Origin of the sequence: Rhodocaloribacter litoris, assembly GCF_011682235.2 — a bacterium.
In the GTDB taxonomy this organism is placed as follows: Bacteria; Bacteroidota; Rhodothermia; order Rhodothermales; family ISCAR-4553; genus Rhodocaloribacter; species Rhodocaloribacter litoris.
The window spans coordinates 3,219,953-3,242,395 of record NZ_CP076718.1 but is presented as its reverse complement, the minus strand read 5'-3'; the positions used below and the strand labels follow the sequence as shown (position 1 = coordinate 3,242,395).

The following is a 22,443-nucleotide window of genomic DNA, read 5'->3' as shown; positions in this document are numbered from 1 at the left end:
GTGATGTCTATGTATCTTAATATGCAAAAGGAACAGAGAAAATACAATGATCCACAAGAGAGGCGTTTTACTTCACATTTGAAGGGTGCGGCGCGAGGGGGGCGAAGCGCCGTGCAGGGCTTTCAGAGCGGCGGTTGCCGCAGGGTGGCACGCGGACGTTCGAGGAGGGTTATCGGCTGAAGGGCCGGGGTGCGCAACACCTGCCGTAGCCGCCGGGCCCACGGCGGGCTGATCTCGAAGAGCCGGGCATGCAGGATGCGCACGGCTTCCAGATCGCCGAGGGCAAGCCGGCAGAGGGCCAGGTCGTAGAGGGCCGGGCCGAAGCCGGCGTCGTGGTGCAGCACCGCCTGCAGAAGCGGAACGGCGTGTTCGTAGCGCAACAGCTTCATCAGCGCCTGTGCCTGCCCGTAGGCCCCCAGGTGCCGGTACGGCGGATACCGCCGCGTGCGACGGAAGAACCGCTCGGCCAGCGCATAGCGGCCGGCTTCCATATGATACCGGCCCAGCATGTAGGCCGCCGGGAAATAGTCGCCGTAGGTGTCGAGGGCGGCCCGGTAGGCAGCGGCGGCGTCTTCGGTGGTACCGAGCAGCTGATGGATCATGCCCTGCACGAAGTGCAATCCGGGATCGGGCGTCTGCCACTGTGCGACCGCCGCCTCGAAGAGGGCCAGCCAGGCGTCGAAGAGCGCCTGCCGGCGATGCCCGGCCAGCAACAACGACGAGAGGCGGAAAGCCAGCACGTGGGGCATCGACTGAAAGGCGGGGTCTTCGAAGAAGTCGTCGAGCAGCCGGGGACGTGCGCCGAGCCGTCGCTGCGCCAGGGCGGGCCGTGGATCCGAGGCGATGCAGACCTCCTCGCGCAGCACGTCCCGATGGTAGGCCAGCACCGTCCCTGCCGACACCACGCCGAGCACCTCGCCTTTCCCGTTGAGCAGCGGGCCGCCGCTGTCGCCGGGCCGCACCGGGTTGGCACTGATCCAGAGTCGCTCGGCCCCGGTGAGGACCACGTCGTCGAACCGCCGGGCGGCGGTGCTGCGCTGTACGCCGCCGGGCCAGCCGTAGGTGAAGACGACGTCTCCGGCGCCCGCCGGATCGGGCACCGGGACCGGCCCGCCTTCGGTGGCCGCCAGGCGCAGGGGCACCATGCCGGCGGCGCGCGTCTCCTTCGGGTTCACGTAGAGCACCACCACGTCGTGCACCGGATCGACCGCCCAGGCGCGATCCAGCCGAAGACGCCGGCCCGTGGGCAACGTCACCTCGACGCGCGAGGCCTCCATCACCACGTGATAACTCGTGACAAACGCATCCGGCGCCACCAGAAAAGCCGACCCGTGCCGCCGGTAGATCCGGCGCGTCTCCACATCGCGTGCCTCCACCCGCACCGGCACCACCGCTTCCCGGGCCGAAAAGAACGACGGATCGACCCGGTACACCTGCACCCCATGCGCGGGGGTACGATACGCCGCGGCCCCGAGCGTCATCACGAAGGAAGGCACCTGCAATGAACCGGTCTGCCAGGCCCGGAGGATGAACCGGGCAGAAAGCACCAGCACCTCCGGGCCGCCGTCGAAGGAAACCCGGCGCACCGGTTCCTCCTCCCGACGCAGCAGTTCAAACGCCTCCCACGTTCCCTGCAAGGTCCCCGAGAGAAAGGCTGCCTCGATCTGCCTCGCCTGCTCCGGCGTGCCGGGTGTCGCATAGACACTCACGCCCAGGATGATCGGTGCCCCCACGGCCACCACCCGGTGTTCGAGCTCGCTGAAAAGATGAAGGCGGTAGGGCGCCGGATCCGCCGCCGCACGCACCGGCAGGAACAGGACCAGCGCCAGCAGAAGCCCTGCCCGCCATCCGTCTTCCCGACTCACCCCATACATCTGCCTTGCCTCCAACGCCAGGCCACCGCGTAGAAGAACACGTCGCCTCCTTCACCCTAACAATATCGCCCATCTTCCAGAAAGGCAATGCTTTCCGGGGCAATTCCTCGTCCATCACCCGGTCTCCGGCCCGGCCTCAGGCGCCCATCCGCACCACACCCCGCACGAGCCGTTCCAGGTCCTCCCGGATCTGGCGACCGACCCGAAGCACCTCCTCGTGCAGGAGCGGGTCCGGGTGCAACCCGGCGGCGTAGTTCGTGATGGTGGAGATGCCGAGCACCTGCATGCCCAGATAGCGTGCCTGGATGACCTCGGGCACGGTGCTCATGCCCACCGCATCGGCCCCGAGGCGGCGAAACGCCTGGATTTCCGCCCGGGTCTCGTAGCTCGGCCCGCGCGTCCACAGGTAGACGCCGCGCCGGGTGGCGATGCCGAGCCGAAGGGCCTCCGCCTCGGCCCGGTCGATCCACGCCGGATCATACGGCGCCGACATGTCGGGGAAGCGCGGCCCGCCGTCCCGGTTCGGCCCGACGAGCGGGTTGGCGAACGCGAAGTTGATGTGGTCCGTGATGAACATGAGCGTGCCGGGCGTGCACAGCGGATGGATACCGCCGGCCGCGTTCGTCACGACGAGGCGGCGGGCGCCGAGGGCATGCACCAGCCGGATCGGAAACGCCACGGCCCGGACGGGATGCCCCTCGTACAGATGCACCCGTCCCTGTACGAACACCACCTCCCGCCCTTCGAAGCGCCCGAAGACGAGCCGCCCCCGGTGTCCCTCGACGGTGCTGTGCGGGTACCCCGGCAGGCCGGCCGTCGGAAAGGCGCGGGCCGCCTCGGCCGCCTCGGCCAGGTCCCCCAGGCCCGAGCCGAGCACCAGGGCCACCTCGGGCACCCGCGGCTCCTCCCGGCGGATCGCCGCCACGGCCTCCCGCACGTCGGCGGCGGGCGGAATCGAATCGGACACCCTTGCAACCATCACAACCTCCTTCGTTGCAACCCTCGTCTCAGCGCGCCACGCGCAGGATCCGGTAGTTACGAAAACTCCACAAGACCTGCTCGACCGTCACCAGGATCGTCGTCGTGACCGGAATCGCCAGCAACATCCCCACGATGCCGGCCAGTTGCGCCCCGATGAGCACGACGAACAGGATGACGAGCGGGTGCGTGTGCGCGGCCTTCGAGAAAATGTAGGGCTGAAAGAACACATTGTCCGCCAACTGGGTGAGGAGCATCGCCACGATCACCCCCGGCACCAGCGAAAAGTCGCCGGTCTGTGCGATCCCGACGAGCGTGCCGGCCAGAAAGCCGAGAAACGGGCCGAAGTACGGGATCGTGTTGGCCAGCCCGGTAAAGATCCCGACCACCAGTGCGTATTCCAGGCCCACGACGTAGAGCAGCACCGTCGCCACGGTGGCGATGGAGAGACTCTGCCACACCAGCGCGCGGAAATACCGCCCGATGTTCGTCTCGATCTTCTCCACCAGGACCAGCGTAACCTCGAAATACCGGTTGGGCACCAGACGGAGCAGCCCGTTGCGGATCTGCGCCCCATCTTTCAGGAAGAAAAAGGTGATGAAGGGGATGACGATGACGGCGTAAAAGAGGTTGGTGAAGAGGTCCACCACGGACCCGACGAGGCCCCTCAGGCGCTCCTCGCGGAAGAGGGCCTCGACGGCGTGCGTGAGGCCCTCTTCGAACTGCCCGGGCGGCAGCGGCACCACACGGCGGATGTAGGCCTCGATGCTGACCGCCACGCCGCGCACCCGCTCCGGCGACACCTCCTGCGCAATGGCGCCGGCCTGCCTGACGACAAACGGCACCAGATACGTCAGGAGCAGGCTGACGGCACCGAAGAAGACCAGGAACGTGACGAGGATCGCGGGCATGCGCCCGAGGCCCAGCCCTTCGAGGCGATACATGAGGGGCCGCATGAGATAGGACAGAACCAGGCCGATCATCAGAAAGGCCACCAGGCGGGCAAAGAACCACAGCAGCAGCCCGGCAAGCCCCACGACGAGCACGACCGGCAGGAGGCGCAGCGCCCGGTCGAGCGTGGACCGGCCCGGGGCGCTGCCGTCCGGTACGGGGGCCCGGGCGGGCCCCTCGTGCTGCGTCGCTGGGGTCGGCTGCCTCATGTTGCGCCTGCCTCGCGCTCCAGTTCCTCCACCACCTGGCGGACGACGTCGAACGAGAAGCCCCGCCGGGTGAGGTAGTCCGCCAGTTTTCTCCGGCGTTTGCGGGCATCGGGTTCCCCGGCCAGGCGCGGCCATCGCCGGCGCGCGTGGCGGCGTGCCTCCTCCAGGAAGGCCGCCTCGTCGGCGAAGTCCGCCAGGGCCTCCTCGACGAGGGCCGGCTCCACCCCCCGGCGGAGCAGTTCGGCGCGGAGGCGCTGCGGGCCATAGCCGCGGGCGGCGAACCGGCTCCGGGCGTAGGCCCGCGCATAGGCGGCATCGTCGAGATACCCGAGGGCCCGCAACCGGGCAATGACCTCCTCCGCCACACCCGGCGCGAAGCCCTTGCGGACCAGCCGGCGCCGGACTTCGGCCTCGGTGCGCGCCCGGTGGGCCAGGTAGTCGAAGGCGACGGCCCTGGCCCGCAGCACGGCGTCCGCCTCCACCAGCCGGGCACAGTCGTCTTCGGTGAGCGTTTGCCCCTTCGCCAGCCCGAACGACGCCACCACTTCCGCGTGCAGGCCGAACGCAAAGGCCCCGTCGAGAAAAACGGAGACGCGGTCGGGGTCTTTCTGCTGCGTCGCGAGGCGGGTGATGGTTCGTACCGGCGGGTCGATCTCGGTCATGGCGCCTTCCTCGGTGCACGGTGTGGCCGGAGGGAGGACGACGACCCGGCGAGCGGGTTCCCGTGCAGGCCGCTGCCCGGCCCGAGGCGGAGACGGAGTGAATCGACCGAGATGCCCGCTGCGATGCCGAGCCCCCCGGTAACGTTGGAGCGGGGTTCCCGGCGTTCGGGGGCGTCGCGGGTGGTGGCGAAGCGGGCGTAGTCCTGACCGCTGCGCAGCAGAGCCACCCGCAGGTCATGCAGCGGCAGCGGCACGTCCTCCGCCTCGACGGGGACGGCGTAGACGCCCGTCCAGACGCGACGTCCCTGCCCGTCGCGCGGCAATGTGCGTTCCCTGAGAATCTCTTCCGGAAGCAGGAAGAAGTCGATGAGGGTCGACGAAAAGGCGGTACGGGGCTGGAGACGGGTTTCCACCCAGTAGAGGCTGTCCGGCCCGATCTCGTCAAAGTCGACGTGCCAGCGGAGGGTGACTTCGACCGGATAGATAAAACCTTCGCGCGCCCCGACGTTGAGTGAGTCGACACCCAGAAAAAGCGAATCGAGCAGGACGGCCTGCACGGGCCGCTCCGGCACGTACACCTCGACGGTGTCCAGGGCGACGGGTGGCGGGATGGTCCCCGTGGCCCGGGCGACCTGGTGCGCCCACTGCACCGTGAGGGCGAAGCCAGCCCGTGGCGGCACCACGGCCGGTCCTCCGGCCGGCACGTATCGCCCTGGATGCTCGGGGTCGGGGCGGTACGGGATGGTTTGCCCGTCGAGTTCGAGGACCACCCCGGCATCGGTGATGGCGGTGGCCTCGCCCGGCAGGTAGGGGGCCGAGAGCGGTCCGGTGCGCCGGAGCGTCAGCGGCGGCAGCGGCCGGCCTGCATCGAAGAAGGCCTCGATCACCACGCGCTCGTCCTCCACGGGCTCGACGGTATCGCACCGGCCGAGCGCCAGGATGAGCAGGCCCAGCAGCAGCCCGCACCCGAGGGGTCCTATGACCGGGCGGCGCGTCACAGTTCCATCCGGAATTCGAACAGGGGAAGGAGGGGCAGGCCGTACCGATCCTGGCCGCGCACCACCTCCTGGGCCGGGTCATACGTCCGGTCGATGACGTTGCGCCGGTTCGTGAGGTTGTACACGTGCACCTCGGCGTGCCACCGGGCGCCCAGCCAGGAGAAGCGGTAGCCGAGCGTCACGTCGAAGCGGAGGTAGGGCGGCAGGCGGCCGTTGTTGACCCGGGGACGGTAGAGATACGGGGTGGGCTCGTCGTCGAGCGGGCCACGGAGCACGTAACGGGCCACGGGGACCGTCAACGGGTAGCCGCTCCGCCAGACCGAGGCGACCGAAGCCCGCCATCGTCCCCGCTCCCACTGCACGACGGTACGCAGAGAGGCGGGCACGTCGTAGTCGGACGGATAACGCGCGGCCTCATCGCGGGCCCGGTTGAAGGCACGGGCGGCCGTGTGGCTCAGCAGCACGTGCCAGGGCCCGTGCACCAGCTGCGCCGTCAGTTCTGCACCGTAGGCATAGGCATAGCCCGGCACGTACTGCCCCAGCAGCGCCCCCACGTCGATGCCCGGCCCTTCCAGCCCGTCCTTGTCCTGAAACACGTCTTCGGGCAACAGGACGTTGCGCGCGCCCCGCCAGTACCCCTCCACCGTCAGCGCCAGCCACGGGCGCAGGCGGCTCTCGGCGCCGACGCTCACCTGGGCGCCGCGCGACGGATGCACCCGTTCGCCGGCAGGGATCCACCGGCTCGAAACCAGGTCGTAAAGGAACGAGAAGCGATCGCGCAGGCGGTGGAGGTACTGCACCTGCGTACCGGCGGCCGCGCGCAGGATCAGCCGTTCGGGATGCACCGCATACTGCAGGCTCAGGCGCGGGCTCAGGCGCACGTAGTTTCCCCCGCTGAAATAGCTCAGCCGGAGCCCCGGCTGGATTCGCCAGCGCGGCGTGGGTTGCCACACCTCCTGCACATAGGCCGCCAGTTCCACATCGCTCAGCCGGCCGGCCTGTGCCACCGTGTCGATGGCGGCCCGGGAACGCTGCAGCACCGCGTGGAGGTCGCTGCGGAAGCGCCGGTGCACCACCTGCACCCCCGCCCGTAGCTGATGGCGAAGCGTGTGGTAGTAGTCCACGTCCACCTTCAGCCCGAGGTCGCGCAGGCGTACACCGTAGCGCGATACGACGGAAGCGCTGCTCGTCGGCTGCAGGACGGTGCCCTCGCTCGCCGCATATTCGGCATCATACCCCGTAACCGTCAGAAAGAGACGATCCGAGGCCAGGGATTGATACCGGAGGCTATAGAGGGTGTTGCCCCACTGCTGATCGATCTCGAAGAAGAGGTCGGCCGGACGCAGCCAGGACGAAAAGTCGAGCGAGACGTCGAAGGGCAGGCGCAGGTCGACGACGTCCCGGCCCCGGTAGTAGCTGAGGGTGAGGCGACTCCGGGCACCGGGACGCACCAGGAGCTTGGCGCTCCAGTCGTAGAAATAGTAGCCTGTGCGGAGGGTATCCCGCCGGCCGGCCTCGTCTTCGACGGGATGCTCACGCCCGATGAGCTTGTCGATGTAGGAGCGGCGCCCGGAAAGCATGAACGAGCTGTTCGGCGTGATGGGGCTTTCGACGACGAAGCGGGCATTCAGGGCGTTCAGGGCGGCCAGCAGGTGCGGCTGGGTGCGGCTTCCGTCCTTGAGTTCGGCGTCGAGCACGGCCGAGAGGCGCCCGCCATGCTCGGCCGGGAAGGCGCCCTGGTAGAGCCGGATGTCCTTGAAGGTGTCCGTCTGGAACGTCGAGATGAGGCTGAAGGCGTGCCAGGGGTGGTATACGGGGGCCCCGTCGAGGAGGTAGAGGTTCTGGTCCGGCCCGCTGCCGCGGACGATGAGGCCGCCGGTCACCTCGCCGGCTCGCTGGACGCCGGGCATCCACTCGAGGGCCTGAAAGAGGTCCTGCCCGCCGAGCGAAGCCGGCAGCTCTTCGAGGCGGCTGACGGGCACGGCCACCACCCCCGGCGTACCGGCGGCGTCTCCGGCCGGGTGGTGCGTGCCTTCCACCACCACCTCCTCGCCCGGGAGCGCGGCCGGCTGCAGGGCTACGGTGACGGCCCGGGCGGGCAGCGCCAGCACCGTATCCACGGCCTGATAGCCCAGGTAGCTGACACGCACGCGGTGCGAGGCCGGGCCCGGCACAGGCAAGGCGAAATAGCCGGCCCCGTTCGTGGTAGCCCCCAGCCCCTGCTCGACCAGGTAGACGTGTGCCCCCGGCAGCGCCTCGCCCGTCTCCGCGTCGACGACGAAGCCCGAGAGCGTCTCCCGTCGCAATGTGGACGTGGCGGCGGCCGGTTCTTCTATGAGCACGTATTGCCTTGCCCGCACCCGCTCGGCCCGCAACCCGGTTCCCTGCAACAGGCACGCCAGCGCAGCGGCCGGATCTTTCCCGGCATACCGGCAGGTGGTCATCCGGTCCGCCACCATCCGCTCGGCATAAACCACATCCACCCCGGCTTCCTCACGCAACAGCTCCAGCGCTGCCGCCAGCGACCGCGCGCGCCCGTCCAGGCGGATGGTCTGGGCCGACGCGGTGCACGGCCCGCCCAGCCATCCGGTGAGCAGGATGCCGAAGAAGAGCACGCACCGCCCCATGCCGGAAAAAGGCCGAAAAGCTGAAGGATAAGCCAGGGAACGACGGCAGGGGCCACAGCGCACACCACATCCCGGAGCCGGTTTCCCCCCGTCGCATCCGCTCCCGACCGCCCAGCGGGCATCGGGCACGAACGGAGGTTACCTACCCGCACCCGGGCACGGGGTTTCCGGGTTCAGCGTTCCAGCCGCCACCCGTTGCCGGCGGGGCGCACCTCGGCGCCGAGGGCGGCCGCAAGGGTCTCCAGGATTTCGGGAAGGGCCTGGTCCTGTTCGAACGTGCCGCTGATGGCTTCTCCGGCCAGTGCCGGTGCATGCGTCACCGGGACGCCGTAGTGATCACTCAGCCGCTCGAGGACCTCGGGAAGGGGCGTGGCGCGAAAGAGGAAGAGCCCCGTCCAGTCGAGCGCCGCGGTCAGGTCGACGGGAACGGGGGTGGAGGGAAGGGCGCCGGCGGCCACCCGGCTCATCTGGCCCGGCTCGAGCACCACCAGGCGTTCCTGCACCGACCGGGGCGCCAGGGCCAGGCGTCCGGTCACGAGGACCACCTCGGTTTCGGCCTCGCCGGCCTGCACGCCGAAGCGCGTCCCCAGCACCGTGGCCAGCGCCACCGGCGTCTCGACCGTGAAGCCCTCTCCATCCGGTGCGATGTCGAAGAAGGCGCGGCCCCGCAGCCGGGCCCGGCGATGCGGCGGCCCCCCGCGGGTCGGGTCGGCATAGGTCAACTCCGAGCCCCCCATCAGCCGGACCGTCGAGCCGCCGGCCAGTTCGACCAGACGCACCTCACCGGGGCCGGTGCGGAGGGTGACCATCCCACGCTCGCGTTGCACCAGCAGCGTGAGCACCACCGCAAAGAGGGTGACGGCTGCCACGGCGCCAACCCGCCAGGACCAGCGCTGCACGGTGCGGCGACGGGGCGGCCGGGCCGGGCGCTCCGCAGGACCGCGCGCAGCCCTGCGCGGCCGGGCCGGAGCGGACCGGGCCTCCCATACCGCCTCAAAAGCGTCTGCGTCGGCCTGGATGCGGCGGATGACGTCGTGCAGGGCCGGATGGGCTGCCAGCGCCCGGTCGAGGTCTTCCCGGGCCGCCTCGAGGGCCGCACGCTCCCCGGGCTCCAGCACGTCGGCGCGCCCGCCACGAGCCAGCGCGTAGAGGACGAGCAGATGACGGTCGGGGACCCGGGCCTCCAGGTGCGCACGCAGGGCGATCCGCACGCGCCGCCAGCGCTCGAAGGCTGCCGCCAGCGCCGGATCCTCGTCCAGCACCGCCTGCAACGCCCGCCGCGCTTCCGGCGTCAGGGCTTCGTCAAAAAGCGTTGGATCGAACTCCTGCTTCATCGAACGCATCCTCATCAAAAGCAAGGCAAAGCCAACCGGCCTGAAGTGGCCCTTCGGAGTAGCCGCCCGCACACCCGTAAAAGTAACGGCGCAGGACACCTCCCCGGCAACGGATTCCCCCCCGCACCCGCACGAGAGCGGTCCCTGCCGCTAGCCCCCGAGCAGGGCAAGAAGCCCGGCCACGAGCACCGTCGCGAGAACGTTCCGCATCTTCTCGAACGCCCGCTTGACCTGCATCTTGATGGCCGCCTCCGTGGAACCGATCATTTGCGCGATTTCCTCGTACCGGTATCCATATTCGCGCAGTTCGATGATGCGGCGCGCACGGGGTGTCAGCACCGCCAGCGCCCGCTCGAGATCCACGCCGGCGCCGTCCGGGCCGTGTTGCGGGTCCGGTTCCGGTGCGGCATCCGGCGCGAAGAGATATTCCCTGGTGCCATAGCGTCCCCGGTACAGGTCCTGCAGTTCGAACAGGGCGGCCTTCATGGCGAAGGCTTTCAGCCGGGCCGGATCCTTGAGGTCGGCCAGGCCGGTGTGCACCCGCACGAGGGTGTTCTGCACGAGGTCGTCCACTTCGGGTCGCACGCCGATGCGCTTGATGAAGAAGGCCCGGAGGATAGGCTCCAGGCGCTCGAGCAGCACCGATCGCGCGCGTTCGTCTCCCGCCCGGGCCTGTGCCACGAGCAGCTCCCCGAAGCCGTCTTGCCCCGCCATGAATCTTGCGTCGTCCTGTCTTGCGCGTTGTCTCGCGGCCGGCATGCGGCACCGGCAGCCGGCGCGGCCCATACGTGCCCACCCGGCCTCAGGTTGCCCCGGCCCGTTGAACGTTCGGAGGAGGTCTGGGATTGCCGGTGCAGATTCCGGGTTCCCGGTTGCCCGTTTCCCTGTTCGGAGGGCGACCGCCCGGAACGGGGGATCCGCAACCCGGCGCGCTACGTGGTCGGTGCCGCCGGGTCCGGTCACGCTACGGGCGCCGGCCCAGCGCCAGGATGGAGACGCCGAAGGGCATCCGCCGGCGGGACACCAGGTGGCGTTCGGCGGCAAAGATTCGTACCAGCATCCCGTTGAGACGCGGGCCGGGCAGGGTCAGGTCGCTGCCGGTGCGGCCGAGCAGTCGCCCGGCCAGTCGCAGGCCGGCCACGGCCGGAAAAAGCACCGTGTTGAAGTACGTGGCATGGCACACCCGAAAGCCCGCCTGCCGGAGTTTCCGCACGAGCTCGCGGCGGGTATACCGGCGCACGTGGTGGTTGACCTCGTCGTGCGCACTCCAGAGGAACCCGTAGGCCGGGACGGTGAGCAGCAGCCATCCGCCGGGGCGAAGCCGGGCATACAGCGCCGCCAGGCCGGCCGTGTCCTCACGGACGTGTTCGAGCACGTCGAGCAGGGCGATGAGGTCGAACGTCGTGTCGCCGAAGGGCAGGCCGTCCGGCAGGCGGCCCGGAGCCACGCGGGCCAGCCCGCGGGCGGCGGCAAGGGCAAGGGCCTCGGGTGCAGGCTCGCAGGCGTAGAGAGACCCGTAACGGGCCAGCAGGGGCAGGTTGCCCCCCGTGCCGCAGCCGACCTCCAGCACCGTGGCGTGCGCCGGCAGGTCCAGCCCGTCGAGCACCGTCGCCAGGATGCGCCGCCGGGCCACGAACCACCAGTGGTGATCCTCCAGGGCGGCCATCTCACGGTAGCAAGCGGCGTCCATACCGTCCGGCTCACGGCAACGCGGCCCATTCCCCAGCCGTCATCTCGTAGACGGCCAGCAGGTCGTCCGGGTGGAACTTCGGGAAGACGTTGCGCTGGGTTTCCACGAAGCGAAACCCGAGCTTTTCGAGCACACGGCAGGAGGCACGGTTGCGCACGAGCGGCCGCGCGACGACGCTATGCAGTCCCAGCTCTCCAAATCCGAAGTTCAGGAGGAGACGGCCGCCGGCGGTGGCATAGCCGCGCCCCCAGTAGGGACGCCCGATCCAGTAGCCCAGCTCGGCCCATCCTTCCTCCCGCCGGACCTCCACGAACCCGTTGACGCCGACGACCTCGTCCCGGGCATCGAGCAGGACGAACGCGTATTCGACCCCGGCCTGCCGCTTGGGCAACAGGTAGCGAATCCAGTGCAGCGCCCCGTCGGGCGGGTAGGGTTCCGGCAGGTTGGTCGTCGCCGTGACGGCGGGGTCGGCGGCCAGGCGTTGAATGGCGGGCGCATGTCCGAGATGCACCGGTTCGAGCCGCAGAAACGGTGCCGTCGGGATGTCGTTGCGGCCGTCTCCGGCCGCGAGGTGCTGGAGATGTTGCATGGCCTCCTCCTTCTCCACACGCCGTGCAGACGCAGGCGCATACCGGAGGCCGCCCGAATCGTTCCCGGTCCTCCCTGCCCGGGGTCGGCTCACGCCGGCTCGAACCGGTTCATCGCCCGGTTCTTCCGCACCCGCTCCGGGTCGAAGATGCGGCCGTTCATCGCAATGTAGACCCCCTCGGGCATGGCCTGCACCGTCGCCATCGCGAAACCGATGTTGAACTCGGCGTCGGTGTGCTTGAAGCGGGCCGGGCTGAGCGAACCCACCAGCACGATCGTCTTGCCCGGAACCGACCGGAGCGCACGAGCCGTCTCGATCATCGTGTCGGTGCCGTGCGTGATGAGCACGTGCCGGGCCGGCTCGTGGCGCACCCGCTCCACGATCACCGCCCGGTCGGCGTCGGTCAAATCCAGGCTGTCCTTGCGAAAGAGCGTCTCCACTTCGTAGTGCACCGTCACGTTGGCCTGGCGCAGAATCTCGATGATCTGCGGCTCCCCGACGACGTAGTCGCTCTTCGCGTCGAAATACACCTTGTCGATGGTACCACCGGTGGTGAAAATCTTGACGTGCATGCCCGTCTCGAAAGATCCTTTTTTTCTCGTCGCAAAATACGGGGGCAGATCCTATAATGAAGCCCGTTCCGGCGCTTTTTTTTCGAAGACGAGGTGACCGTGACGCCTGCCTGGCTCCACACCCTGACAACCCTGCCGCTGTCTGCGCGGGAAGGCCCGTCGCGCGAGGCCTATGTGCTGTACCTGACGTTGCTGATCTCGCTCGGTGGCATGGGTCTCTACGGGCTGTTGCTCGCGCTCCGGATCATTCCCCCCGATCTGCCCCGCTACCTGCTTGCCGGGCTGGCCACCCTGCTCATGATCGGGTTGCTCTACACCGTGCGGCGCGGGTACGTGCGGTCGTCGGCGGTGGCCTTCATCACCGGCCTGGGCGCTCTCTTCCTTGCCGGCAGTGTGCTGGGGGGCGGCATCCACACGGCGCCGTATTACGGCTTTTTCCTGCTGATCATCATGGCCGGGCTGGTGCTGCGCCGGGGCGGCGCCCTGAAGGTGGCCGGCGCGGCCGCCCTCGCCGGGCTGGCGCTGACCTGGCTGGACCGGGCGGACCTGCTTCCCGCCTCCCGGCAACCCGACACGACCTACACCTCGTGGTTCATCGTTTCCCTGTACTTCTTCATCACGGCCCTGCTGCTCGAACTCTCCTCCCACGCCCTCCAAAAGGCCTTCGAACGCCTTCGAGAAAGCGAAAAGGCCCTGCGCGAGCGTGAAACCCACCTGCGCGCCCTGCTCGAAGCCGTACCGGACATGATGTTCCGGCTCGACCGGACAGGGCGCTATCTGGAATACATCCCCTCCAAAGAGATCGAGCCGCTGATCCCGCCCGAGGAGTTGCTCGGCAAGCGCCAGCAGGACGTGCTGCCGCCGAGCCTGGCCACCCGGGCCCAGCACTTCCTCGAACAGACCCTGGCGACGGGAACGGGACAGGTCTTCGAATACGAACTGCCGGACCGCGCCGGCCACGCACTCCGCTATTTCGAGGCCCGCCTGGTACCCGTCGGAAACGACGAAGCCCTGGGACTGATCCGTGACATCACCGAGCGGAAGCAGGCCGAGCAGGCCCTGCGCGAGAGCGAGCGCAAATACCGGCAACTCGTCGAGCTGGCCCAGGAAGGGATCTGGGTGATCGATGCCGGGGCCGTCACCACGTTCGTCAACCCCAGCATGGCGCACATGCTCGGTTACACCCCGGCCGAGATGCTCGGGCGCCACCTGTTCGACTTCATGGACGAACAGGGAAAGGCCATCGCCATGCACAACCTGGAGCGACGACAACAGGGCATCAAGGAACTCCATACGTTCGAACTGATGCACCGCGACGGCCGGCGCATCCACACCCTGATGGCGACGGCGCCGATCCTCGACGCACAGGGGCGCTATACCGGCGCCATCGCGGGGGTGGTGGACATCACGGAGCAGAAAAAGATCGAGGAGGAGATCCGCCGCCTCAACGCCGAGCTCGAGCAGCGCGTCGCCGAGCGCACGGCCGAGCTCGAACACACCATCGCCCGGCTCGAAGAAGAGATCGCCGAGCGCCGGCGCACCGAGCACGCGCTCCGCTTGAGTGAGGCCCGGTACCGCGCCATCGTCGAGGACCAGACCGAGCTCATCTGCCGCTTCACGCCGGAAGGCGTCACGACGTTCGCCAACGCGGCCTATGCCCGCTACTTCGGGCGCACCGTGGACGAGATCGTAGGCTCGACCTTCATCCCCGAGATCCCGCCCGAGGACCAGCACCTGCTGGCACAGAACCTCGACGACCTGAACTGTGCCTCCCCGGTGCGCACGGTCGAGCTGCGCATCATACGACCCGGCGGCGACGTGCGCTGGCACCTCTGGACGCACCGCGCGCTCTGCGACGAGCAGGGGCGCATCGTCGAATACCAGGCCGTCGGCCGGGACATCACCGAACGCAAACAAGCCGAGGAGCAGATCCGCCGCCTCAACCGGGACCTCCAGCGCCGCGCCGCCCGCCTGGAGGCCGCCAACCGGGAACTCCAGGCCTTCAGCTATTCCGTCTCCCACGACCTGCGGGCTCCGCTCCGGGCCATCCGCAGCTTCGCCGACCTCCTGGCCCGTCATCCCCACGACGAACAGACCCGCCATTTCCTCAACCACATCCTCGAAGCCAGCGAGCGGATGGAACAGCTCATCGAAGACCTGCTGGCCTACGCCCGCCTCGGCCGCAAGGCCGTCGGCCGCGAGCCGGTGCCGCTCGCACGGGTCTTCGACCAGGTCGAAAAAACCCTGGCGCCGCGCCTGCAAGCGCTCGACGCCCGTCTCGACCGGCCGGACGACCTGCCGGTGGTCAAAGGCGACCCGACCCTGCTGCAACAGGTATTCCTGAACCTGATGGAAAACGCACTGACCTATCACCGGCAGGGCATCCCTCCCGAGATCACCATCCGATCCGAAACGACGTCCGGTCAGGTGCTCGTCCATGTGGTGGACAACGGTATCGGCATCCCGGCGGCGTTTCACACGCAGATCTTCCAGGTTTTCCACCGCCTGCACGGCCGGGAGGAATATCCGGGCACCGGTATCGGGCTGGCCATCGTGAAGAAGGCCGTCGAGATGATGGACGGGCAGGTGACGGTGACCTCGGAGGCAGGGGCGGGCAGCACCTTCACGGTGACGCTGCCCCGGTGGAAAGCGGCCGTCCCCGCAGAAACGTCGCCAGCGCGGCGTTCGGGCGAAAGTGATAGAGCCAGTAGTTGACGTCCGGCGCGTCGAGGAGGACGAAGTCCGCCCGTTTGCCGGGTTCGAGTGAGCCGAGGCGCCGTTCCTGCCGGATTGCCCGGGCGGCGTAGCAGGTGGCGCCCTTGAGGGCTTCGGCAGGCGTCAGGCGGTTCAGCGTGCAGGCCAGCGTGAGGGCCAGCGGCAGGTGGTAGCTGGGGGCCGTGCCCGGGTTGAAGTCCGTCGCCACGGCCACGGGCACGCCGGCCTCGACGAAGCGGCGGGCCGCCATGGGCCGCTGCCCCAGGTAGAGGGTGGCCAGCGGCAGGGCCACGGCCACCACCCCGGCCCGGGCCAGGGCCCGGATGCCGTCGTCGCCGGTGTACTCGAGGTGGTCGGCCGAGACGGCCCCCACCTCGGCGGCCAGGCGCGCGCCGCCGTCGTCGCCGAGCTGGTCGACGTGGAGTCTGGCCTCCAGCCCGTGCCGGCGGGCCGCCGCCAGGTAGCGCCGCGCCTCCTCCGGCCGGAAAGCGGTCTCCTCGACGAACACGTCGGCGAAGACGGCCAGCCGTTCGGCGGCCACGCGGGGGATCAGCTCGTCGCACAGCAGGTGCAGGTAGCCCGCCCGGTCGTTCGCAAACTCGGGCGGGACGACGTGCGCCCCCAGCAGCGTGGGCACGATCCCCACGGGCTGTGCCCCGGCCAGGCGCCGGTACACCCGCAGCGTCTTCAACTCATCCTCGACGGTGAGCCCGTAGCCACTCTTGCACTCGACGGTCGTCACCCCCAGGCGGGCCATCTCGCGAAGAAAGTCCAGGCAGCGCGCAAACAGGGCCTCTTCGGAGGCCGCTCGCGTGTGCCGCACCGTGGCGGCGATGCCCCCCCCGGCACGGGCGATCTCACGGTAGCCCGCTCCCAGGATGCGCTGCTCGAACTCGCCGGCCCGCCAGCCCCCGAAGGCCAGGTGGGTATGACAGTCGATGAGACCGGGGATCACCATCGCCCCGCCGGCATCGACCGGCTCGGCTCCGGCGAAAGCCGCCGGCAGGTCCGCCTCCGGCCCCACCCAGCGGATCACCTCGCCCTCCCACACGAGCGTACCGCGCGGGACCGGATGCACGGCCGCCTGCCCGCCCGGCGCAGCGCACGTATACAGGAGGCCGGCGTTGACGAGACGTTTCAAAGGCATGTCCGTCGCTCCACGTTGAAAGGAAAGCAAGCGTGTTCCACGTTTCAGGCCGGGAATGCGGAACCCGTCACCCCCGTTTTTTAAACGTCAAGCCAGCACACAGCCTTCTTCGGCGACGGCATCGAGGAGGGCGTCGGTGCGGATCAGGTCGAGGCATGGGAGCAGGTCTTCCTGGAAGAGGTAGTCGGCCTCGCGATGGGGGATGAGGCGGCGCACGTAGCGATGGGCCGCCTCCACGCCGCGACCGGGCCGAAGGGGCAACCGGTAGTCGAGCGCCTGCGCGGCGGTGAGCAGTTCGATGGCCAGCACGTGTTCCAGGTTGCGCAGCACGTTCACCAGCTTGAGGGCGCTGATCGAGCCCATGCTGACGTGGTCTTCCTGCCCCAGGCTCGTGGGGATCGAATCCACGGAGGCGGGGTGGCAGAGCACCTTGTTCTCCGAGACGAGGGCGGCGGCGGTGTACTGGGGAATCATGAAGCCCGAGTTGAGGCCCGTCTCGCGCATGAGGAGGGTCGGCAGGCCGTCGTGTCCTTCGAGGAGCAGGTAGATGCGGCGTTCGGAGATGGAAGCCAGCTCGGCCAGCGCCATCGCGGCGACGTCGAGGGCCAGGGCCAGCGGCTGCCCGTGGAAGTTGCCGCCGCTGAGGATGTCGCCGTCCTCGAAGACCAGCGGGTTGTCCGTGACGGCGTTGATCTCCGTCTCGACGACGCGCGTGGCATAGGCGAGCGCGTCGCGGCCGGCGCCGTGCACCTGGGGCACGCACCGCAGGCAGTAGGGGTCCTGCACCTTCCCGCAGTCGCGGTGCGATTCCAGGATCTCGCTGCCTTCGAGCAGGTGCCGGACGTTCTCGGCCACGCGGGCCTGCCCGGGATGGGGACGGACGGCCTGGATGCGGGCATCGAACGGCTTGATGCTTCCCTGCAGGGCTTCCAGGCTCATGGCCGCCAGCAGGTCGGCCGTGCGGACGAGCCGGCTCCCCTTCTCCAGCACGTAGGCTCCGTAGGCGCTCATCATCTGCGTCCCGTTGATGAGAGCCAGCCCGTCCTTTGGCTGGAGGTCGATGGGAGCGAGGCCGTGCGCCGCGAGCACGTCGGCGGCGGGCACCGTGCCCGCCCCGTCGGGACGCCAGAAGGCCCCCAGGCCCAGGAGGGGCAGCGCCAGGTGCGCCAGCGGCGCCAGGTCGCCCGAGGCACCGACGCTGCCCTTGCTCGGCACTACCGGCACCCAGTCCTTTTCGGCGAAGAGCAACAGCCGGTGGAACGTCTCCGGCGAAACGCCCGAATAGCCGAGCCCCAGCGCGTGGATCTTCAGGTGCAGCATGAGGCGGGTGACGTCGCGCGGGATCGGCTCGCCCACCCCGACGGCATGGCTCAGGAGCAGGTTGCGCTGGAGCCGGGCCTGCTGATCCGCCGGGATGCGCACCCGGGCCAGCTTGCCGAAGCCGGTGTTGATGCCGTAGTACGTCCCGCCATCGGCCAGGGCCCGCTCCACCACGGCCCGCGACCGCCGCACCGCCGAGTCATCCCGGCGCAGCATGTCCAGGCTGCGACACAGATCTTCGTACAGGTGCGCGATCGTGACGTAAACCAGAGGCTCGGGTCGCATACCGGTCTTTTTTTCTTTTTCCGGACAAAATACGGCTTCTCCCGCCGGCTTGTATGGGCCGGTCGCGGTTTCGTGCCCTTTTTTCCAGTGCGGGACACGGAATCCGCCAACGCCCCCGCAAGATGCAGCCGGCAACAGGGGCATGCAGTTCGAAGAGGTGCCGATGCAGTTCGCCCCGTGCAAGACAAACTTTTGGCGGGCGTCGCCGTATTTCCCGCACCGCCCGTTCACGAGGTTCTCTGCTCACCCCTTTCCCGACCGTTCAACGTGATCAAACGCATCCTGATCGGTGCCGGTCTGCTGGTCGTCGTGGCGCTGCTGGCCTGGCCGAAGCTGCGCGGCGGCACGCCGGCGGCCGGCGCTACCCAGCCCGCGGCCGGTAACCAGGCCCCCCTCCGCGTCGAAGCCGTCGTCGTCGAGCCGCAGCCGTTGCAGGACCGGCTCGTGACCACGGGCACGATCCTGGCCAACGAGGAGGTCGAGTTGCGGAGTGAGGCCACGGGCCGGATCGTGCACCTGGCCATCGAGGAGGGCCGCCGCGTGCAGGCCGGCGAGTTGCTCCTGAAGGTGAACGACCAGGAGTTGCAGGCCCAGCTCCAGCAGGCCCGGCTCCGCCTCCGGCTGGCCGAGGACCGGGTGCAGCGGCAGCGGCAACTGCTCGAGAAGCAGGGCATCAGCCAGGAGACGTACGACGCCACGGTGAACGAGCGGGACGTGCAGCGGGCCGCCGTCGCCCTGATCGAGGCCCAGATCGCCCGGACGGAGCTACGGGCCCCCTTCGACGGACTCATCGGGCTGCGCTACGTGAGCGAGGGCAGCTACATCAGCCCGAGCACCCGGATCGCCACGTTGCAGGACATCGGCACGGTGAAGCTCGAGTTCTCCATCCCCGAGCGGCATGCCCACCGCGTCCGCGTCGGCAACCGGATCGCCTTCACCGTCGAGGGCGTCGAGGGCACGTTCGAGGGGCGTATCTATGCCTACGAGCCCCGCATCGACGCCGCCACGCGGACGCTGCGCCTGCGGGCCCGCGCCGCCAACCCGCAGGGCCGGCTGCTGCCCGGCGCCTTCGCCCGCGTCGAAGTCGTCTTCGAGGAGATCCCCGACGCGCTGACCGTGCCGGCCATCGCCGTCATTCCCGTGCTGGGCGGCAAGCAGGTCTTCGTCTACCGCGCCGGACGCGCCGTCGAACAGCCGGTCGAGACCGGCCTGCGCCTGGAGGACCAGGTGCAGGTGGTGGCCGGGCTGGCCCCCGGCGACACCGTCATCACGTCCGGGCTGTTGCAGCTCCGCTCCGGCCTGCCGGTCGAGCTGGCCGGGTTCGACCTGGCCGCCCCGGGCACCGAGTGAGCCGCGCCGCCCGCTTTCCTCCAGCCCTCCCGCGCCATGAGCCTCTATTCGCTGAGCATCCGCCGCCCCGTCCTGGCCATCGTGATGTCCGTGGCCATCCTGCTCTTCGGCCTCATCGGCTTCACCTTCCTGGGCGTGCGCGAGTACCCGGCCGTGGACCCGCCGATCATCAGCGTCAGCACCAGCTACCCGGGCGCCAACGCCGACGTCATCGAGTCACAGATCACCGAGCCGCTGGAGGAGTCCGTCAACGGCGTCGACGGCATCCGTACGCTGACGTCGGTCAGCCGCGAGGGCCGCAGCACGCTCACGGTGGAATTCAACCTGGACGTGGACCTCGAGCGGGCCGCCAACGACGTGCGCGACCGCGTCTCGCGGGCGATGAACAACCTGCCGCCGGATGCCGAGCCACCCGTCGTCTCCAAGGCCGATGCGGACGCTCAGCCTATCGTTTTCCTCAACATTCGGAGCGACCGGCGCAACCTGCTTGAGCTCTCCCGCTTCGCCGACGAGGTTTTCAAGGAGCGTCTGCAGACGATCCCCGGCGTCAGCGCCGTGCAGATCTGGGGCGAGAAGGAATACGCCATGCGGATCTGGCTGGACCCGCAGCGCCTGGCCGCCTACCGGCTCTCCCCGCTCGACGTGCGCAACGCCCTCCAGCGTGAGAACGTGGAGTTGCCCTCGGGCCGCATCGAGGGGGATCAGGTAGAGCTGACGATCCGCACCATGAGCCGCCTCGAAGACCCGGAGGCGTTCAACAACCTCATCCTGAAGGAAAACCAGGGGCAGATCGTCCGCCTGCGCGACGTGGGCCGGGCCGAGCTGGGCCCGCTCAACGAACGCACCGTCCTCAAGCGGGACGGCATCCCGATGGTCGGCGTGGTGCTCCAGCCCCAGCCCGGCGCCAACTACATCGCCATCGCCGACGAGTTCTACCGCCGCGTCGACCAGATCGCCCGGGACCTGCCGCCGGACATCGAGCTCGGCATCGGCTTCGACGTGACCGACTACATCCGCGACTCCGTCACCGAGGTGCAGCAGACGATCTTCCTGGCGCTGGTCCTGGTGGTGCTCATCATCTTCCTGTTCCTGCGCGACGTGCGCACCACCCTCATCCCGGTGCTCGTCATCCCGGTCTCGCTCGTCGGCGCCTTCTTCATCATGTACGTGGCCGGCTTCTCGATCAACGTGCTGACCCTGCTGGGGCTCGTGCTGGCCATCGGGCTGGTGGTGGACGACGCCATCGTGGTGCTCGAGAACATCTACGCCAAGATCGAGGCGGGCAAGCCGCCGCTGGAGGCGGGCATCACGGGCACGCGCGAGATCTTCTTCGCCGTGATCGCCACGACGCTGGCGCTCGTGTCCGTCTTCCTGCCGATCCTGTTTCTGGGCGGGCTGACCGGGCGGCTCTTCCGCGAGTTCGGGGTGGTGCTCGGCGGGGCCGTCGTCATCTCGTCGTTCGTGGCGCTGACGCTGACGCCGATGCTGAGCACGCGCCTGCTCAAGCCGCACGCGCACCACTCGTGGTTCTACCGGAAGACGGAGCCGTTCTTCGTGCAACTCAACCGCCGCTACACCCGCTCGCTCGACGCCTTCCTGCGGCGGCGGTGGCTGGCCCTGCCCGTCATCGCGGCGTGCTTCGCCCTGGTCTACCTGTTCTTCACCAGCCTGCCGCAGGAGCTGGCCCCGAAAGAAGACCGGGGCCGTATCCGGCTCTTCGCCACGGCCCCGGAGGGCGCCACGTACGAGTACATGGATGCCTACATGGACGACCTCATCCGGACGATCCAGGCGGAGGTGCCCGAAGCCGAGGCCATCATCTCGGTGACGTCGCCGGGCTTCGGCGCCGCCTCGTCGGTCAACTCGGGCTTTGCCTTCCTCATCCTGCCCCCGGCGGAGGAGCGGGCGCGGTCCCAGACGGAGATCGCCGAGGCGCTCACGGCCCGCGTCAACCAGATGACGCGCGCCCGCACGTTCGTCTCCGAGCCGCAGAGCCTGGGCGACCGGCGCGGCGGGCTGCCGGTGCAGTACGTCCTGCTGGCCCCCAGCTTCGAGAAGCTGCGCGAGACGCTGCCGCGCTTCCTGGAGGCCGCCCGCCGGGAGCCGACCTTCACCTTCGTCGACGCCGACCTGAAGTTCAACAAGCCCGAGCTGCGCATCACCATCGACCGCGAGCGGGCGCGCGCGCTGGGCGTCTCGGCGCTCGACATCGCGCAGACGCTCCAGCTGGCCCTCAGCGCCCAGCGCGTCGGCTACTTCATCATGGACGGCAAGCAGTACCAGGTCATCGCCCAGGTGGACCGCGCCGACCGCAACGAGACGCTCGACCTGCGCACCCTCTTCGTCCGCAACGCCGCCGGCGAGCCCGTCCAGCTCGACAACCTGGTGCGCGTCTCGGAGGAGAGCAGCCCGCCCCAGCGCTATCGCTTCGACCGCTACGTCTCGGCCACCATCTCGGCCGGGCTGGCGCCGGGCAAGACCATCGGCGACGGCATCGCCGCCATGGACCGCCTCGCCGGGGAGGTGCTCGACGAGACGTTCGCCACGGCGCTGACCGGCCCCTCGCGCGACTTCGCCGAGAGTGCCTCCAGCCTGCTCTTCGTCTTCCTCCTGGCCCTGGTGCTGATCTACCTGGTGCTGGCCGCCCAGTTCGAGAGCTTCCGCGACCCGCTCATCATCATGCTCACGGTGCCCCTGGCCCTGGCCGGCGCCCTCTTCTCGCTGTGGTACTTCGGCCAGACGATCAACATCTTCAGCCAGATCGGGATGATCATGCTCATCGGCCTGGTGACGAAGAACGGCATCCTGATCGTCGAGTTCGCCAACCAGCGGAAGGCGACGGGGCAGTCGATCGGGGAGGCGATCCGGGAGGGGGCGGCAGCCCGGTTCCGTCCGGTGCTCATGACGAGCATCTCGACGATCCTGGGCATCCTCCCGATCGCGCTGGCGCTGGGCGCCGGCAGCGAGAGCCGCGCCCCGATGGGCATCGCCATCATCGGCGGGATGCTCTTCGGCACGTTCCTGACGCTCTACGTCATCCCGGCGGTCTACACCTACCTGACGCGCCGCGACGCCGCCCCGACGCTCGCCGCCACCGTCCCCACCGCCGACGCCGAACTGGTAGAGGTGGGCTGACGCCGCC

At 69.1% G+C, this 22,443-nt stretch carries 16 protein-coding genes; 3 read left to right on the top strand and 13 right to left on the bottom strand.

Annotation, left to right across the window (positions count from 1 at the left end):
* Positions 1-122: 122 nt before the first annotated feature.
* The 11 genes from GQ464_RS13490 to GQ464_RS13440 form a co-directional block, all read right to left on the bottom strand.
* A complete protein-coding gene (locus tag GQ464_RS13490) occupies positions 123-1,874 on the bottom strand; it encodes a trypsin-like peptidase domain-containing protein (protein ID WP_166978068.1) in 1,752 nt (583 codons plus the stop codon).
* A gap of 136 nt (positions 1,875-2,010) precedes the next feature.
* Positions 2,011-2,841, bottom strand: a complete 831-nt coding sequence (locus GQ464_RS13485) for a purine-nucleoside phosphorylase (RefSeq protein ID WP_228350296.1) — start codon at positions 2,839-2,841, stop codon at positions 2,011-2,013.
* A 40-nt stretch (positions 2,842-2,881) separates the two neighbouring features.
* Positions 2,882-4,012 (bottom strand): AI-2E family transporter, encoded by a 1,131-nt coding sequence (locus GQ464_RS13480; RefSeq protein ID WP_166978073.1) that lies wholly within the window; start codon positions 4,010-4,012, stop codon positions 2,882-2,884.
* Complete coding sequence (locus tag GQ464_RS13475) at positions 4,009-4,674, bottom strand: RecX family transcriptional regulator (RefSeq protein WP_166978075.1); 666 nt, start codon at positions 4,672-4,674, stop codon at positions 4,009-4,011. The genes GQ464_RS13480 and GQ464_RS13475 overlap by 4 nt, the downstream gene beginning before the upstream one ends.
* Positions 4,671-5,672 (bottom strand): DUF4249 domain-containing protein, encoded by a 1,002-nt coding sequence (locus GQ464_RS13470; protein ID WP_228350295.1) that lies wholly within the window; start codon positions 5,670-5,672, stop codon positions 4,671-4,673. Before GQ464_RS13470 ends, GQ464_RS13475 begins: the two co-directional genes overlap by 4 nt.
* Positions 5,669-8,299, bottom strand: a complete 2,631-nt coding sequence (locus tag GQ464_RS13465) for a TonB-dependent receptor (RefSeq protein WP_166978077.1) — start codon at positions 8,297-8,299, stop codon at positions 5,669-5,671. Before GQ464_RS13465 ends, GQ464_RS13470 begins: the two co-directional genes overlap by 4 nt.
* Before the next feature lie 173 nt (positions 8,300-8,472).
* The gene (locus GQ464_RS13460; protein WP_166978079.1) at positions 8,473-9,633 is read right to left on the bottom strand and encodes a FecR domain-containing protein; all 1,161 of its coding nucleotides are present in this window, start codon (positions 9,631-9,633) and stop codon (positions 8,473-8,475) included.
* Positions 9,634-9,783: 150 nt separating this feature from the next.
* Entirely contained in the window at positions 9,784-10,347 is a 564-nt protein-coding gene (locus tag GQ464_RS13455) for an RNA polymerase sigma factor (RefSeq protein ID WP_166978080.1), read from the bottom strand.
* 250 nt (positions 10,348-10,597) lie between these two features.
* On the bottom strand, positions 10,598-11,323 hold the full coding sequence (locus tag GQ464_RS13450) for a class I SAM-dependent methyltransferase (RefSeq protein ID WP_166978082.1): 726 nt from the start codon (positions 11,321-11,323) through the stop codon (positions 10,598-10,600).
* Positions 11,324-11,333: 10 nt separating this feature from the next.
* Positions 11,334-11,912 carry a GNAT family N-acetyltransferase gene (locus tag GQ464_RS13445; RefSeq protein WP_166978084.1) on the bottom strand — a complete coding sequence of 193 codons (579 nt, stop codon included), beginning with the start codon at positions 11,910-11,912 and terminating at the stop codon, positions 11,334-11,336.
* 89 nt (positions 11,913-12,001) lie between these two features.
* The gene (locus tag GQ464_RS13440) at positions 12,002-12,484 is read right to left on the bottom strand and encodes an asparaginase domain-containing protein (RefSeq protein WP_166978086.1); all 483 of its coding nucleotides are present in this window, start codon (positions 12,482-12,484) and stop codon (positions 12,002-12,004) included.
* Positions 12,485-12,577: 93 nt separating this feature from the next.
* Between GQ464_RS13440 and GQ464_RS13435 the strand changes: the two genes are divergently transcribed.
* Positions 12,578-15,199, top strand: a complete 2,622-nt coding sequence (locus GQ464_RS13435) for a PAS domain-containing sensor histidine kinase (RefSeq protein ID WP_166978088.1) — start codon at positions 12,578-12,580, stop codon at positions 15,197-15,199.
* On the opposite strand, the gene hutI is transcribed toward GQ464_RS13435, so the two are convergent.
* Entirely contained in the window at positions 15,108-16,346 is a 1,239-nt protein-coding gene (gene hutI, locus GQ464_RS13430) for an imidazolonepropionase (protein WP_166978090.1), read from the bottom strand. The two genes, GQ464_RS13435 and hutI, sit on opposite strands and share 92 nt — an antisense overlap.
* Positions 16,347-16,433: 87 nt before the next feature.
* Positions 16,434-17,951, bottom strand: a complete 1,518-nt coding sequence (hutH, locus tag GQ464_RS13425) for a histidine ammonia-lyase (protein WP_166978092.1) — start codon at positions 17,949-17,951, stop codon at positions 16,434-16,436.
* 267 nt (positions 17,952-18,218) lie between these two features.
* Between hutH and GQ464_RS13420 the strand changes: the two genes are divergently transcribed.
* Positions 18,219-19,301: an efflux RND transporter periplasmic adaptor subunit gene (locus GQ464_RS13420; protein ID WP_166978094.1), complete on the top strand. Its 1,083-nt coding sequence runs from the start codon at positions 18,219-18,221 to the stop codon at positions 19,299-19,301.
* A 36-nt stretch (positions 19,302-19,337) separates the two neighbouring features.
* Positions 19,338-22,436 carry an efflux RND transporter permease subunit gene (locus tag GQ464_RS13415; RefSeq protein ID WP_166978096.1) on the top strand — a complete coding sequence of 1,033 codons (3,099 nt, stop codon included), beginning with the start codon at positions 19,338-19,340 and terminating at the stop codon, positions 22,434-22,436.
* The last annotated feature ends 7 nt before the right edge of the window (positions 22,437-22,443 follow it).